Origin of the sequence: Paracoccus pacificus, from assembly GCF_042680785.1 — a bacterium.
GTDB classification, from domain to species: domain Bacteria; phylum Pseudomonadota; class Alphaproteobacteria; order Rhodobacterales; family Rhodobacteraceae; genus Paracoccus; species Paracoccus pacificus.
Genome location: NZ_JBHUEN010000019.1, coordinates 72,228 through 85,966, shown reverse-complemented (window position 1 = coordinate 85,966; position 13,739 = coordinate 72,228). Strand labels below are relative to the sequence as shown.

The window sequence follows — 13,739 nt, the reverse complement described above, 5'->3', positions numbered from 1 at the left end:
CGGGCGGTCGCAGTCCCCGCTTCAAGCCGCTGATCTCGTCCGTTCAGAGGAATTCAGTGAAAAATCGAGGTGCCCTATCGCACCGGGCCGAACAGCTTCATGGTCGTCCATGGCTCGGGTCAGGGGCACGAGCAACTGACCATGGCCGCCACCGGCCGCGACGTCTCGGTCCGTTTCGACGACAACCTGCACGACCTGTCGCTGCAAGGCCCGCTGGCGGTCGATTTCCTGCAAAAGCACGTCCCCGGCATCCGCGACCTGCCCTATTTCGCGCATATGCAGACCTCGATCTTCGGCAAACCGGCGATGATCTCGCGCACCGGATACACGGGTGAGCGCGGGTATGAGATTTTCTGCCGCGGACAGGATGCGCCGCTGATCTGGGACACCATTCTGGCCGAAGGCAAGTCGATGGGGATCATCCCCTGCCGCTTCACCACGCTGGATCTGTTACGGGCCGAAAGCTATCTGCTGTTCTTCCCCTACGACAATTCCGAGATGTATCCGTTCGACGACCAGCAGGCCGGCGATACCCTGTGGGAACTGGGGCTGGATTTCACCGTCTCGCCCGGCAAGACCGGTTTTCGCGGCGCCGAAGAACATTATCGCCTGAAAGGCAAGGAACGTTTCAAGATCTGGGGGCTGAAGCTGGACGGCAAGATCGCGCCCGAAAACGGCGCGCCGGTGATGCGCGACGGCAAGCAGGTCGGCGTCGTCACACAGGCGATGTATTCCCCGGTCAACAAGCACACCGTCGCGATCGCGCGGATCCCGGTCGATTGCGCGAATGACGGCACCAAGCTGACCGTGGTCAGCAAGGACGCGGGCGAAATCGGGGCGGTGACCTCGGCCATGCCGTTCTATGATCCCGACAAGAAGCGCCGGACCGCCAAGGGGTGACGATGACGAAAACCGCCTTTCCGCCCGCGATCCGGTCCCGGCCCGTCTATGGCGTGCTTGAGCCGCGCCCGGGGCGGGCGCATCTGATCATCGCCGATGGCGAGGGCGCGGGGGCGATCGTCGATCTGATCGCCCGCGCCGGGGACGCCGCCCAGAGCCTTCGCGAACAGGCGCAGGTGATCTATGTGACTGGCGCGAACGGCACCGACATGTCGGTCGACCTTGCCGCCCTTGGTCTGGCGCAGCTATATCACGCGCCGACGCTGCAATCGGTGGTGCCCCGGATCCAGAAGGTGCTGGCCGAGGCGCATATGGGGCTTCAGATCTATCTGGCCGGAACCGAGGGGCTGATCGGCATCGCCCGGCGCGAGGTCGAGCGCGCCGGCCTGCCCTTCGAGGCGGTGCAGACCGAGCATCGCGGCTCGCTGGCCCGGCGGGTGCAATGCGTCCATTGCAAGGGGGTGACCGAGAATGTCACCACCGACCCCTTTCAGTGCAGCCACTGCGGGCTTAACCTGTTCGTGCGCGATCATTACTCGCGCCGCATCGCCGCCTTTCAAGGTGTGAACATCGACGCCGAGGACCCCGGCCAGGTCCCCGAACCCGAGGTGAAATTCCCATGAATGCAGGCTTCATATGAGTGCCGGCGCCCCCCGCATCGATGCCATCGTCGAAGAGGTGGTCGAGGTCAACGACCTGATCAAACGCTTTCGCTTCGTCCGCGCCGACGGCCGGCCGGTGCCGCCATTCTCGGGCGGCAGCCATGTGGTCGTCGAGATGGACGATAACGGCACCCGGCGGCTTAACCCCTATTCGCTGATGGGCGACCCGGCCGACACCGGCGGCTATTCGATCTCGGTGCGGCGGGACGAGGCCGGGCGCGGCGGCTCATTGTTCATGCACCGGAACGTGCGGCCCGGCATGCGGATGTCGATCAGCCACCCGGTCAACCTGTTCCCGCTGGACGTGCGGGCTCGAAAACACCTGCTGATCGCGGGCGGGATCGGCATCACCCCGTTCATCGCCCAGATGGCGCAGCTTCACGCCCAGAACGCCCGGTTTGAGCTGCATTATGCCGCACGCAACCCCGCGCTTTGCGCCTATGGCGATCTGTTGCGTGACCATTACGGCGAACGCATCCATCTGTATTTCGACGATCTGGGTCAGGCCATCGACCTTGAGACATTGCTTTCCGGCCAGCCGCTGGGAACGCATCTGTATGTCTGTGGGCCCAAGGGCATGATCGGCTGGGTGCTGAAAACCGCCGAGGGGGCGGGATGGCCCGCCGGCGCGTTGCATTACGAAGAATTTCTGGCCCCGCCGGTGGGCGAGCCCTTTACCGTGGAACTGGCGAAATCCGGCAAGACCATCACCGTCGGCCCCGCGCAATCCCTGCTTGAGGCGATCGAGGCGGCGGGGGTCGAGGCCCCCTATTTGTGCCGCGGCGGCGCCTGCGGTCAGTGCGAGACGCGGGTGCTGGCATGCGACGGCACCATTCAGCACAACGATCACTGGCTGACGGCCGAACAAAAGGCGTCGGGCGCGTACATCATGCCCTGCGTTTCACGGTTCACCGGAAAGACCCTGATACTGGACAGGTAGGAGGTACCCGTCATGAGCATCGAATTTCGCAACGAAAGCTTCCGGGACGATTTCACCTATCGAAACTCTCCGGCCGCGATAAAGCGGTTCCCGTTCCCCTTCGCCGAAGACGAATACATGTATTCGGTGAATATCGAGCCCCACACCCCCGGCCGGCCCGGTTCCGTCTTTGAACACGCCTTTGACGTGGACGAACATTACGTGTCCGAAATGCGCGACCGGGCGATGGTGCTGGCCGAAGACCCGCTGCGCTGCCAGTCGCTGCCGCATATGACGCTGGCGGGCTGGGATCTTCTGGAACTGATCATGGAAAGCAAGGCGCGGGACTATCCCGACCTTTTCACCCTGACCAAGAACGGCAACCGCTGGCACTGGATCAACCGGCCGCTGGGGATCGACCAGAAATTCACCTTCCTTGACGAAACCACCCTGCCCTATGGCCCGATGGAATATATCACCCGTCAGGCGCAGGGCGATTTCACGCTTCAGGACCAGCGCGACGACGATCTGTGGATGGAGGCCGGCATGGTCACGACCCAGGCCGACTGGTCGCTGGATTTCGACATCGGCATGCGGTTTCACGAATGGCACGCGCCGGTGCCGCGCGCCCATCAGCTTGGGGTTTTCGACCGGGCGCTGAAGTTCCTGCTGAAACTGCAGCATGGCGCCCCGGTCCGGCGCTTCAACTGGACGATGACGGTCGATCCGCTGCTGGACACCAGCCCCGAGAACTATCCCAAATGGGGCCCAAGCCGCGCCAGCCTGACGCCGGAAAACATCGGCCGGCGGATGCATCTGCGGGTCGAGTTGCAGACCCTGTTCCGCCTGCCGCGGTCGAACGCGATCGCCTTTCCGATCCGTTGCTATCTGATCAGCTTTGACGAGCTTGTGACGGTGCCGAAATGGGCCCGCCGGTTGCATCGCGTGATCAAGACCATTCCCGAGGATCTGGCGACCTACAAGGGATTTCAGCGCAATCGCGAGCTGATGGTGAACTATCTTGCCCAGCACGACGACGGCGCGCCGACCAGTCCGGGCTGGTGGCCCGACGACTAAGGCCGGGAATGGCGGCCGATCCTAGGACTGCGGATAGGAAATAACCGACAGATACCGCGCCGGCAGCTTGACCAGATCCTCGGGGCCGTGGCGGGCATCGGCATCGAACAGCAGGCTGTCGCCCGGGCGCAGATGATAAAGCGCGTCGCCGTGGCGATAGACGACCTCGCCTTCAAGCATATACAAAAGCTCGGTGCCTTCGTGCTGGAAGGTCGGGAAAACGTCGGATTCCGTGGTCAGGGTGATCAGATAGGGTTCCACCACCACGCCCGAGGTATTGGCGCCGATATGGCCCAGCAGATGGTATTGATGGCCGGCACGGGTGCCGCGCCGCTCGATCTCCAGATGCTCGCCCGCCTTCACATGCTGCGCCTCGCGCCGTTCCTCGAACAGGCGGAAAAAGCTGGTCAGCGGCGCCGATAGGGTCTGGCTGAGCATGTGCAGCGTGGTCAGCGAGGGCGAGGTGATGCCGTTCTCGATCTTCGACAGCATCCCCACCGACAGCCCCGCCGCCTGCGCCAGCTCGGCCACGGTCATACCCTTGCGGCGCCGTTGCGCGCGGACCTCGCGACCGATGGCGGATTCCAGATTACGCTCCACCCGCTCGCGCAGGCGATGCGGGTTCTGATGCAGCCCGGGCTGTGGTTTCAAAGGCTTTTTCGTCAAGATTTCAAATGTCCGCAGCGCATATCTTAGTCATCGACTAGCATCCGCAGGACGATGCGTCCACTTGTATCGCATCCGGCCGCATTCAGCGCCGCCGGACGTAAAGCTCCATCCGGTGGTAGAGGATGTTATAGCCCATCTCGGCCGCGATCTCGGCCTGAAGTTTTTCGATGCGGTCGTTGTGAAATTCCACGATCTCGCCGGTGTCGACGTCGATCAGGTGATCGTGATGCGCGCGGTCGGTCGTCTCGAACCTTGCCGACGCACCCTGAAAGGCGTGGCGCTGCACCACGCCCTGCGATTCCAGCGCGCTGAGCGTGCGGTACACCGTCGACAGCGATACCCCCGGTTCGATCGCCCGCGCCCGGCGGTGCAATTCCTCGGCATCCGGGTGATCTTCGGCCGCCGCAAGCACGCTTAGCAGCGCCGCGCGCTGGCGGGTGATGCGCACCCCGGCCCGACGCAGCGCCAGTTCAAGCGCGCGGTCGGAATAGGCCGGTGATCTCGGTCTCAGGTTCATGGGCCAAGCCATAACGCCGAAGCGATGAAATGATCAAGTCCAGTTGCAACCGACTTGCATGTGCATTGACAGTTGCAAATCATTCCTACATTCATCTGGACTGAGTTTTCTTCCCGGGTGTCCCTTGCAACCGAACCGCCGCTCCGTCCTATTCGCCGCCGCTCTGGCCCCGCTTGCGCTGGCCCCGTTCGCGACGCCCCCGTTCGCGACACCCGCGCGCGCGACACCTGCCCGCCCGCAGGGCGCGGGCCAGCGGCTGAAGGTAGCGACGACCTTCACCATTCTGGCCGATATGGCGCGCAATGTGGCCGGTGATCTGGCCGAGGTCGTCTCGATCACCAAGGTCGGCGCCGAGATCCATGGATACGAGCCGACGCCGCGCGATATGCTGCGCGCCTCGAAGGCCAATCTGATCCTCCGGAACGGCCTTGGGCTGGAGCGGTGGTTCGAGCGTTTCATCGTCAAGCTGGGTGATCTGCCCTCGGTCGAGCTGACCCGGAATATCGCGCCGATTTCCATCTCGGGCGGCGAATATGACGGCAAACCCAACCCGCACGCGTGGATGGCGCTGGATTCGGCCCGGATCTATGTGGCCAATATCGCCGATGCGCTCGCCGCCGCCGACCCGGCCAATGCCGATGCCTATCGCCAGAACGCCGCCGCCTATATCGCGCGGATCGCTGCAACCATCACGCCCTTGCGCGACGCCGCCCGCCAATTGCCGGAAAACCGCCGCTGGCTGGTCACCTCCGAGGGGGCGTTTTCCTATCTGGTGCGCGATTTCGGGCTGAAGGAACTGTACCTGTGGCCGATCAACGCCGATCAGCAGGGCACGCCCCAGCAGGTTCGCCGGGTCATCGACGCGATGCGCGCGAACCACATCCCGGCGGTGTTTTCGGAAAGCACGGTCAGCGACAAGCCCGCCCGCCAGACCGCGGCAGAGACCGGCGCACGCTATGGGGGCGTGCTTTATGTCGACTCGCTTTCGCTGCCGGATGGTCCGGTGCCGACCTATCTGGACCTGCTGCGCGTCACCTCAGAGACCATCATGAAAGGATTGACGGCATGAACGACCCGCTTGGGATCATGGCGCAGGACCTGACCGTCACCTATCGCAACGGCCATACCGCCCTGCGCGATGCGACCTTCGCGGTGCCTCAGGGCTCGATCACCGCGCTGGTCGGGGTGAACGGGGCCGGAAAGTCAACCATTTTCAAGGCGCTGATGGGCTTCGTCCCGGCCTCTCGCGGGCAGGTGCGGATGCTGGGTCTGCCGGTCGAGCAGGCGCTTGCACGGCGTCTGGTCGCCTATGTCCCGCAGTCCGAAGAGGTCGACTGGTCGTTTCCGGTGCTGGTCGAGGATGTGGTGATGATGGGCCGCTATGGCCATATGGGCATGCTGCGCCGCCCCGGTCCCGCCGATCACGCGGCGGTTGCATCGGCGCTGGATCGCGTCGGGATGGGCGGCTTCCGCGATCGCCAGATCGGAGAGCTTTCGGGCGGCCAGAAAAAGCGCGTGTTCCTGGCCCGCGCGCTGGCGCAGGACAGCCGCATCGTGCTGCTTGACGAGCCGTTTACCGGCGTCGACGTGAAAACCGAACAGGCGATCATCACGCTTTTGCGCGAAATGCGCGACGAGGGGCGGGTGATGCTGGTCTCGACCCATGATCTGGGTTCGGTGCCGGAATTCTGCGACCGCGTGGTGCTGGTCAAGGGCACGGTGCTGGCCTTTGGCCCGACGGCCGAGGTGTTCACGCCCGCGAACCTGCGCCGCGCCTTTGGCGGGGTGCTGCGGCATTTCGTTCTGGGCGGCAATGATCTGCATGACGACGCCGACGCCCGCGCCGTCGATGTCTTTACCGATGATGAACGCCCGCTGATCTTCTATGACGACCAGCACAAGACCGGGGGGCCGGGGGGATGATGGCCTATCTGCTGGAGCCCTTCGGCTATGCCTATATGACCAACGCCATCTGGGTGTCGGCGCTGGTCGGCGGGGTCTGCGCCTTTCTGTCGGCGTTTCTGATGCTGAAGGGCTGGTCGCTGATCGGCGACGCGCTGTCCCATTCGATCGTGCCGGGGGTGGCCGGGGCCTATCTTCTGGGGCTGCCCTTCGCGCTTGGCGCCTTTCTGTCGGGCGGCCTCGCGGCGCTGGCCATGCTGTTTCTGGGCAACCGCACCGGTCTGAAAGAGGATGCGGTGATCGGCCTGATCTTCACCGCGTTCTTCGGGCTTGGGATATTCATGGTGTCGCTGGCGCCGATGTCGGTCAGCATACAGACGATCTCGATGGGCAATATTCTTGCCATCTCGCCCGGCGACACGCTGCAACTCGCCCTGATCGGAGGCATCTCGCTGGTCATCCTGCTGATCCGATGGAAGGATCTGATGGTGAGCTTCTTCGACGAAAACCACGCCCGCGCCATCGGGCTGCGACCCGACCGGCTGAAGGTGCTGTTCTTCACGCTGCTGGCCGCCTGCACGGTCGCGGCGATGCAGACCGTCGGCGCCTTTCTGGTCATCGCCCTTGTGGTCACGCCGGGGGCGACGGCCTATCTGCTGTCGGACCGCTTTCCCCGGCTGATCGCCCTGTCTGTCGGGATCGGCGCAGGGACCAGCGCGCTCGGCGCCTATCTGTCCTTTTTCCTGAACGGGGCGACGGGCGGGGTCATCGTCTGCCTGCAGACGCTGCTTTTTCTGACCGCATTTCTCATCGCCCCGAAACACGGCGTCCTTGCCGCGCGCCGCCGTGGCCGCGACACCGCGCCGGGCCAGCCGAGGGCGAAGAATGGATGATCTGACGCTTCTCGACATGATCATCGACCCCTTCACCCTGCCCTTCATGCGTGACGCGCTGTTGATCACGCTGATGGTCTCGGTTCCCGCCGCGATCCTGTCCTGCCTGCTGGTGCTGAAGGGCTGGTCGCTGATGGGCGACGCGGTCAGCCACGCGATCCTGCCGGGCGTGGTTCTGGCCTATATGACCGGGATTCCGCTGATCGTCGGGGCATTCGCCGCCGGGATGATCTGCTCGCTGGCGGCCGGGTTTCTTCAGGAAAACAGCCGCGTCAAGCGGGATACGGTGCTGGGCGTGGTCATGTCAGGCATGTTCGGGCTGGGCATCGTTCTTTACACCGCGATCAGGTCCGAGGTGCACCTGGATCACATCCTGTTCGGGAACATGCTGGGGGTCGGGCCGCGCGATCTGCTGGTTTCGGGGTCGATCTCGGTCATCGTCACCGTCGGCTTGCTGCTAAGCTGGCGCGATCAGCTTCTTTACGCCTTCGACCCGATACAGGCGCGGGTGTCGGGGCTGCCGGTCGCGGTTCTGCATTACGGCCTGCTGGCGGCGCTGTCCCTGACGGTGGTAGCGATGCTGACCTCGGTCGGGATCATCCTCGCCATCGGGCTGCTGATCGCGCCGGGGGCGACGGCATTCCTGCTGACCCGGCGCTTCGGGCGCATGATGGTGGTGTCGGTCGCGGTAACGCTGGCCTCAGTCGTCGCCGGTGTCTGGATCAGCTTCTGGATGGACAGCGCCCCGGCCGCGACGATCATTCTGGTGCTGAGCGCCGCGTTCACCGCCGCATTCATCTATCGTCAGGCCGAAGTCAGACGGCACGGCAGGACCCCGCCGCAGCAGCCATTGCCCCGGTGAAATCCGAAAGGACAGGTCGCCCCAACGCCCCACCCCGGCGCCCCAATGAAAAACCGCGCAAGGCCGTGGCCACGCGCGGTTCCGTTCATTCAGCCGCAACCCATTCAGCCGCATCTCATTCAGGCGCATCCGCCCGGATGGATGGGCCGTCCCAAGGACAGGCTCAGCCGGCGGTCGCGGCCGATTCCTTCTTCGGCTCAACATGGATGATCAGCGGTTTCGCCGCCGCGTTATCCACCGCCTCTTCGTTCACCACGACCTCCTCGACGCTGTCGAGGCCGGGCAGATCGAACATGGTATCCAAAAGGATATCCTCCATGATCGAGCGCAGGCCGCGCGCGCCGGTCTTGCGCTTGATGGCGCGTTTGGCGATGGCCGACAGCGCATCCTCGGTAAAGGTCAGTTGCACGCCTTCCAGATCGAACAGCCGCTGATACTGCTTGACCAAGGCGTTCTTCGGCTCGGTCAGGATGGTGATCAGCGAAGCCTCGTCCAGGTCGGTCAGCGTGGCGATCACCGGCAGGCGGCCGACAAATTCGGGGATCAGGCCGAATTTCAGCAGATCCTCGGGTTCGAGTTCCTTGAACAGCTCGCCCACGCCGCGCTCGTCATTGTCCTTGACGGTGGCGCCAAAGCCCATCGCGGTGCCCTTGTTGCGCTGCGCGATGATCCGGTCCAGCCCGGCGAAGGCGCCGCCGCAGATGAACAGGATGTTCGTCGTGTCGACCTGCAGGAATTCCTGCTGCGGATGCTTGCGGCCGCCCTGCGGGGGGACACTTGCAACCGTACCCTCCATGATCTTCAGAAGCGCCTGCTGCACCCCCTCGCCCGAGACGTCGCGGGTGATCGAGGGGTTGTCGGACTTGCGGGTGATCTTGTCGACCTCGTCGATATAGACGATGCCGCGCTGCGCGCGTTCGACGTTGTATTCGCTGGCCTGCAGCAGCTTCAGGATGATGTTTTCCACATCCTCGCCGACATAGCCGGCCTCGGTCAGCGTGGTTGCATCGGCCATGGTGAACGGCACGTCCAGAATCCGCGCCAGCGTCTGCGCCAGAAGCGTCTTGCCGCAGCCGGTCGGGCCGATCAGCAAGATGTTCGACTTGGCCAGTTCGATGTCGCCCTTTTGCCCGTGGTTCAGGCGCTTGTAATGGTTGTGGACCGCGACCGAGAGCACGCGCTTGGCATGTTCCTGACCGATCACGTAATCGTCCAGAACCCCGCAGATCTCGCGCGGCGTCGGCACGCCGTCGGTCGATTTCAGCCCCGAGGTCTTGGTCTCCTCGCGGATGATATCCATGCACAGCTCGACGCATTCGTCACAGATGAACACGGTCGGCCCCGCAATCAGCTTGCGGACCTCATGCTGGCTTTTGCCGCAAAAACTGCAATAGAGCGTGTTCTTGCTGTCGCCGGTAGATGTTGCCATCGTCGTGAACCCTTGCTGCTCTTCCGGTGTTGCGGAAGGATAACCGCATCATCCGATATTATGTGCCGCATTATTTGCCGCCGTGCGATCCCTTCGCGGTGACCCATGTTAAAAGCGGTGCACGGCGGTCACAATCCCAAAACCATCCCCCGGATCGGGGCTGGCAAATCACTTCTTCTCGGGCTCGGCCTTGCCGCGCGCCTCCAGAATTTCGTCGATCAGCCCCCACTCCTTCGCCTCTTCCGGCGACATGAAGCGGTCACGCTCCAACGCTTCCTCGACCTCTTCCAGAGTGCGGCCGGTGTGCTTGACATAGATCTCGTTCAGGCGCCGCTTCAGTTTTTCCGTCTCGCGGGCGTGGATCAGGATATCCGTCGCCTGCCCCTGGAACCCGCCCGAGGGCTGGTGCACCATGATTCGGCTGTTCGGCAGCGCGTAACGCAGCCCCTTTTCGCCCGCGCACAGCAAAAGTGAGCCCATCGACGCGGCCTGACCAACGACCAGCGTCGACACGCGCGGCCGGATGTACTGCATGGTGTCATAGATCGACAGGCCCGCGGTCACCACGCCGCCGGGGCTGTTGATATACATGCTGATGTCCTTGTTCGGGTTCTCCGCCTCAAGAAACAGCAGTTGCGCGCACATCAGCGTCGCCATGCCGTCATGGACCGGTCCCGACAGGAAGATAATCCGCTCTTTCAGCAGGCGCGAGTAAATGTCGTACGCACGCTCACCCCGGCTGGTCTGCTCGACCACCATCGGTACAAGCGTGTTCATGTAGAATTCTGCCGGATCGCTCATTCCATTCCCTTGCCTGATTGCCCCTTTGCGCCGTTGATTCGGCCGGCCACCCGTCCCGAGTGTTCCTCATAGCCGCCAAAGGTTGACAGAGTCTTAGTAATCGCCGCCGCCCTTCGCAAGGGATGCACGGCAATTGATCGGTGCGGGGTTCCCTGCGGCGCGCCGGCGGCATACCCTGCAACGATAAAGGAGGCATGATGATGCGGCTGATCGTGGGTCTGGGCAATCCGGGCGAAAGGTTTACCGGCAACCGGCACAACATCGGCTTCATGGCCATCGACCGGATCGCGGATGACCACGGGCTGGGGCCGTGGAAGGCGCGGTTTCAGGGTCTGCTGGCCGAGGGGCGCATCGGGTCTCAGCGTGTGGCGCTGCTGAAGCCGCAGACCTTCATGAACCTGTCGGGTCAATCGGTGGGCGAGGCGATGCGCTATCTGAAACTGGCCCCTTCCGACGTCGTGGTCATCCATGACGAACTGGACCTTGCGCCGGGCAAGGCGCGCATGAAGCTGGGCGGCGGCCATGCCGGGCACAACGGCTTGCGCTCCATCCACCAGCATATCGGCGAGGGCTACCACCGTCTGCGGCTGGGCATCGGCCATCCCGGGCACAAGGACCGGGTGACCGGCTATGTGCTGGGCGATTTCGCCAAGGCGGATCAGGCCTGGCTGGACGATCTGCTGCGCGGGGTTTCGGACGCCGCCGGGGCGCTGGCCTCGGGCGATGACGCGCGCGTTGGCACCACCATCGCGGCGCGGACCAACCCGGCCCGGAACGGCAGCGACAAGAGCGGCGGCGACAAGAAAGGCAGCAACACGGCCTCCGCAGACAAGACCGCCGGCGACGCCCCCGCGCCCGATCGCGTCGCAGGGGCTGGAAAGCCCGCGCAAAAAACCTCGGCGAAGCCTGCCGCGAAACCGGGTGCGGACGCCGCGCCGGAACCGTCGCCAGAGGTGCCCGAAAGCCTTGCCCAGAAACTGCGGGCGCTGGCGGGCCGGTTCACATGAACGCACGGGCCCACAATGCACGGGCCTCAAAACCGCGGGCCCCGAACGCATGGGCGCCCGCCTTCGAGATGCAGGCCAATGCCTGCCGCGCGCTTGGGTCCGAACTGACGGCGCGGATATGCGACGCGATGTGCCGGGTGATCGCCGCGGATGACGGTCCGGTGGCACGGAGCGTGCGGGACTGGCCGGGCGATCCCACCTATCGCGGTGATTCCGTGCCGCTGCGCCTGTGCGGGGCCTTGCAGGGGCTGGTTCTGACCGACCGGGTCGCGGCACTTTCCGCCGATCCCGCCGTATCTCTCGACGACAGGATCGCCGGCATCCTTCACGCGCATGAGGGCTGGTTTCTGGACTGGCTGGACCGGCCGCCGCAAACCAACGAGGTCGGCCGCTCGGCCGTGCTGATCGCGGGGGCGCGGTTTCTTGCCGGCCTGTCATCGGCAAGGTTCGATCTGTACGAGCTTGGGGGAAGTGCCGGGCTGAACCTTAACTTTCCGCGCTATCTGCTTGATCCTGATGACGAAGATGCGGACAGTTCAGACATTGTGATCCTACGCCCGACATGGCGGTCGGGCCGGCCGAAGGCGCGCGCCCTGCCGACCGGCGCGGCCCGTGGCGTCGATCTGAACCCGCTTGATCCGAACCGGGATGGGTTAAGGTTGATGTCCTATATCTGGCCGGATCAGCCCGAACGGCTGGAACGGATGCGCGCCGCTCTGCGCGTTGCCGCCCGCCACCCGCCGCAGGTGGACCGCGACGAGGCCGCCCCGTGGCTCGAAGCGCAACTCGCGCCCCCACCCGTCCATGGCCGGCTGGTCTATCACACCGTTGCCGCCCAGTATTTCCCGCCCGAGACCCGGGCCCGCGTCGAGGCCGCGCTGCAATCCGCCGGCGCGCGCGCGACGGCCAACCACCCGCTTGCCCATCTGTCGATGGAAAGCGATACCGGCAACGACATGGCGCTTGATCTGCGGCTCTGGGACGACCGGGGCGTGCGCACATGGCGGTTGGGGCGTTCCCAGGCGCATGGCCGGTGGATAGACTGGCAACCGAAGGAGATCGGATGATGGACATCTCTGTCAACGTGATGGGCGGCCCGCTGGAGCCATGTTCGATGACCCCGCTGACCGGATTTTACCGCAACGGCTGCTGTGACACCGGACCCGAGGATCGCGGCAGCCACACGGTTTGCGTCATCGTCACTGCCGAGTTTCTGGCCATGTCGAAATATCTGGGGAACGACCTGTCGACGCCACGCCCCGAGTATCATTTCGCCGGGCTGAACCCCGGCGATCGCTGGTGCCTGTGCGCGGCGCGCTTCCTGCAGGCCGCGCAAGAGATGGCGGCCCCAAAGGTCGTTCTGGCATCCACGCATGAACGTGCGCTTGAAATCGTGCCTTTGGAACTGCTGAAGGCGCATTCCGTCCCAACGGGCTTTCTGCCGAAGGAAGAATGATGACCAAGAATGCTTTTTTGCCGATCATTGCCATGACCGTGGCGGCCGTCTGGGCCGCGCCTGCGCTTGCCGACACGCTTGGCGACGGCACCGAAATCCGCGCTGAAGATGCGGTGCGGCTGGAGATGCTGAACGAATTCGCCGGACGGGCCTTTCGGCAGGCGCTGGGTGGTGGTTCCGAACCGGATGTCCTTGCGCTGACACAGGCGATGCGGGGGACGCCGCGCGATATTGACCCGGGCGCGCTGGTGGGCGACTGGTCGTGCCAGATGATGAAGCTTGGGGATATTTCGCCCCTCGTCGTCTATTCGCCCTTCAAATGCCGGATCGAGAAAGACGGCGACAAGGTGCTGTTCCGCAAGCTGACCGGCTCACAGCAGACGCGGGGCAGTCTGCACCCCGACGGGGACCGGATCGTCTATCTGGGCACCAGCTATATTCAGGGCGATACCCCCGTCGATTACGCCGATCTGCCGGCCAACGTCGACTCTGCGTCGCAGCCGCAACGGCTGCCGGATGTCGCGGTGCTGGAATCGGTGTCGGACAATCACGCCCGGCTGATCTTTCCCGACCCGCTGCTCGAGTCGGATATGAACATTCTGGACCTGCGACGCTAAGCGGCCGACAGGAAAACGGCGGCAGGAT

General features: G+C 64.3%; 15 protein-coding genes and 1 pseudogene. 12 read left to right on the top strand and 4 right to left on the bottom strand.

Annotation, left to right across the window (positions count from 1 at the left end; genetic code table 11):
* Positions 1-69: 69 nt before the first annotated feature.
* The 4 genes and pseudogenes from ACFSCT_RS07195 to ACFSCT_RS07180 all read left to right on the top strand — a co-directional run.
* Positions 70-900: pseudogene (locus tag ACFSCT_RS07195) on the top strand (glycine cleavage T C-terminal barrel domain-containing protein); the annotation flags it as partial.
* 2 nt (positions 901-902) lie between these two features.
* Positions 903-1,523 (top strand): dimethylamine monooxygenase subunit DmmA family protein, encoded by a 621-nt coding sequence (locus ACFSCT_RS07190; RefSeq protein ID WP_379141410.1) that lies wholly within the window; start codon positions 903-905, stop codon positions 1,521-1,523.
* A 13-nt stretch (positions 1,524-1,536) separates the two neighbouring features.
* Positions 1,537-2,502, top strand: a complete 966-nt coding sequence (locus ACFSCT_RS07185) for a PDR/VanB family oxidoreductase (protein WP_379141408.1) — start codon at positions 1,537-1,539, stop codon at positions 2,500-2,502.
* Between the two features lie 12 nt (positions 2,503-2,514).
* Entirely contained in the window at positions 2,515-3,558 is a 1,044-nt protein-coding gene (locus ACFSCT_RS07180) for a heme-dependent oxidative N-demethylase family protein (protein ID WP_379141406.1), read from the top strand.
* A gap of 21 nt (positions 3,559-3,579) precedes the next feature.
* Here ACFSCT_RS07180 and ACFSCT_RS07175 read toward each other — a convergent pair whose 3' ends face one another.
* Positions 3,580-4,209 (bottom strand): helix-turn-helix domain-containing protein, encoded by a 630-nt coding sequence (locus ACFSCT_RS07175; protein ID WP_379141405.1) that lies wholly within the window; start codon positions 4,207-4,209, stop codon positions 3,580-3,582.
* 100 nt (positions 4,210-4,309) lie between these two features.
* Positions 4,310-4,744: a Fur family transcriptional regulator gene (locus ACFSCT_RS07170; RefSeq protein ID WP_379141403.1), complete on the bottom strand. Its 435-nt coding sequence runs from the start codon at positions 4,742-4,744 to the stop codon at positions 4,310-4,312.
* Positions 4,745-4,868: 124 nt separating this feature from the next.
* Between ACFSCT_RS07170 and ACFSCT_RS07165 the strand changes: the two genes are divergently transcribed.
* From ACFSCT_RS07165 to ACFSCT_RS07150, 4 genes are read left to right on the top strand one after another with little or no spacing between them, the layout of a single operon-like run.
* Positions 4,869-5,813 (top strand): metal ABC transporter solute-binding protein, Zn/Mn family, encoded by a 945-nt coding sequence (locus ACFSCT_RS07165; protein WP_379141401.1) that lies wholly within the window; start codon positions 4,869-4,871, stop codon positions 5,811-5,813.
* Positions 5,810-6,667, top strand: a complete 858-nt coding sequence (locus ACFSCT_RS07160) for a manganese/iron ABC transporter ATP-binding protein (RefSeq protein WP_379141400.1) — start codon at positions 5,810-5,812, stop codon at positions 6,665-6,667. Before ACFSCT_RS07165 ends, ACFSCT_RS07160 begins: the two co-directional genes overlap by 4 nt.
* Positions 6,667-7,539 (top strand): metal ABC transporter permease, encoded by an 873-nt coding sequence (locus ACFSCT_RS07155; protein WP_379141420.1) that lies wholly within the window; start codon positions 6,667-6,669, stop codon positions 7,537-7,539. Before ACFSCT_RS07160 ends, ACFSCT_RS07155 begins: the two co-directional genes overlap by 1 nt.
* Positions 7,532-8,401 carry a metal ABC transporter permease gene (locus tag ACFSCT_RS07150; RefSeq protein ID WP_379141398.1) on the top strand — a complete coding sequence of 290 codons (870 nt, stop codon included), beginning with the start codon at positions 7,532-7,534 and terminating at the stop codon, positions 8,399-8,401. Before ACFSCT_RS07155 ends, ACFSCT_RS07150 begins: the two co-directional genes overlap by 8 nt.
* Positions 8,402-8,564: 163 nt before the next feature.
* Here ACFSCT_RS07150 and clpX read toward each other — a convergent pair whose 3' ends face one another.
* Together clpX and ACFSCT_RS07140 are read right to left on the bottom strand one after the other, a co-directional pair.
* Positions 8,565-9,830: an ATP-dependent Clp protease ATP-binding subunit ClpX gene (gene clpX, locus ACFSCT_RS07145; RefSeq protein ID WP_379141396.1), complete on the bottom strand. Its 1,266-nt coding sequence runs from the start codon at positions 9,828-9,830 to the stop codon at positions 8,565-8,567.
* A 168-nt stretch (positions 9,831-9,998) separates the two neighbouring features.
* Positions 9,999-10,631 (bottom strand): ATP-dependent Clp protease proteolytic subunit, encoded by a 633-nt coding sequence (locus tag ACFSCT_RS07140; protein ID WP_379141394.1) that lies wholly within the window; start codon positions 10,629-10,631, stop codon positions 9,999-10,001.
* 200 nt (positions 10,632-10,831) lie between these two features.
* Here ACFSCT_RS07140 and pth point away from each other — a divergent pair, with 200 nt between their 5' ends.
* From pth to ACFSCT_RS07120, 4 genes are read left to right on the top strand one after another with little or no spacing between them, the layout of a single operon-like run.
* Entirely contained in the window at positions 10,832-11,638 is an 807-nt protein-coding gene (gene pth, locus ACFSCT_RS07135; protein ID WP_379141419.1) for an aminoacyl-tRNA hydrolase, read from the top strand.
* Positions 11,635-12,705 (top strand): DUF2332 domain-containing protein, encoded by a 1,071-nt coding sequence (locus ACFSCT_RS07130; RefSeq protein WP_379141392.1) that lies wholly within the window; start codon positions 11,635-11,637, stop codon positions 12,703-12,705. Before pth ends, ACFSCT_RS07130 begins: the two co-directional genes overlap by 4 nt.
* Complete coding sequence (locus ACFSCT_RS07125; RefSeq protein WP_379141390.1) at positions 12,702-13,094, top strand: DUF2237 family protein; 393 nt, start codon at positions 12,702-12,704, stop codon at positions 13,092-13,094. Before ACFSCT_RS07130 ends, ACFSCT_RS07125 begins: the two co-directional genes overlap by 4 nt.
* Positions 13,094-13,711, top strand: a complete 618-nt coding sequence (locus ACFSCT_RS07120; RefSeq protein WP_379141388.1) for a DUF4893 domain-containing protein — start codon at positions 13,094-13,096, stop codon at positions 13,709-13,711. Before ACFSCT_RS07125 ends, ACFSCT_RS07120 begins: the two co-directional genes overlap by 1 nt.
* The last annotated feature ends 28 nt before the right edge of the window (positions 13,712-13,739 follow it).

Coding starts and splice junctions, on each gene's coding strand:
- ACFSCT_RS07190 (WP_379141410.1), top strand. CDS start 903: ATGACGAAAACCGCCTTTCCGCCCGCGATCCGGTCCCGGCCCGTCTAT.
- ACFSCT_RS07185 (WP_379141408.1), top strand. CDS start 1,537: ATGAGTGCCGGCGCCCCCCGCATCGATGCCATCGTCGAAGAGGTGGTC.
- ACFSCT_RS07180 (WP_379141406.1), top strand. CDS start 2,515: ATGAGCATCGAATTTCGCAACGAAAGCTTCCGGGACGATTTCACCTAT.
- ACFSCT_RS07170 (WP_379141403.1), bottom strand. CDS start 4,744: ATGAACCTGAGACCGAGATCACCGGCCTATTCCGACCGCGCGCTTGAA.
- ACFSCT_RS07160 (WP_379141400.1), top strand. CDS start 5,810: ATGAACGACCCGCTTGGGATCATGGCGCAGGACCTGACCGTCACCTAT.
- ACFSCT_RS07155 (WP_379141420.1), top strand. CDS start 6,667: ATGGCCTATCTGCTGGAGCCCTTCGGCTATGCCTATATGACCAACGCC.
- ACFSCT_RS07150 (WP_379141398.1), top strand. CDS start 7,532: ATGGATGATCTGACGCTTCTCGACATGATCATCGACCCCTTCACCCTG.
- clpX (WP_379141396.1), bottom strand. CDS start 9,830: ATGGCAACATCTACCGGCGACAGCAAGAACACGCTCTATTGCAGTTTT.
- ACFSCT_RS07140 (WP_379141394.1), bottom strand. CDS start 10,631: ATGAGCGATCCGGCAGAATTCTACATGAACACGCTTGTACCGATGGTG.
- pth (WP_379141419.1), top strand. CDS start 10,832: ATGCGGCTGATCGTGGGTCTGGGCAATCCGGGCGAAAGGTTTACCGGC.
- ACFSCT_RS07130 (WP_379141392.1), top strand. CDS start 11,635: ATGAACGCACGGGCCCACAATGCACGGGCCTCAAAACCGCGGGCCCCG.
- ACFSCT_RS07125 (WP_379141390.1), top strand. CDS start 12,702: ATGATGGACATCTCTGTCAACGTGATGGGCGGCCCGCTGGAGCCATGT.
- ACFSCT_RS07120 (WP_379141388.1), top strand. CDS start 13,094: ATGACCAAGAATGCTTTTTTGCCGATCATTGCCATGACCGTGGCGGCC.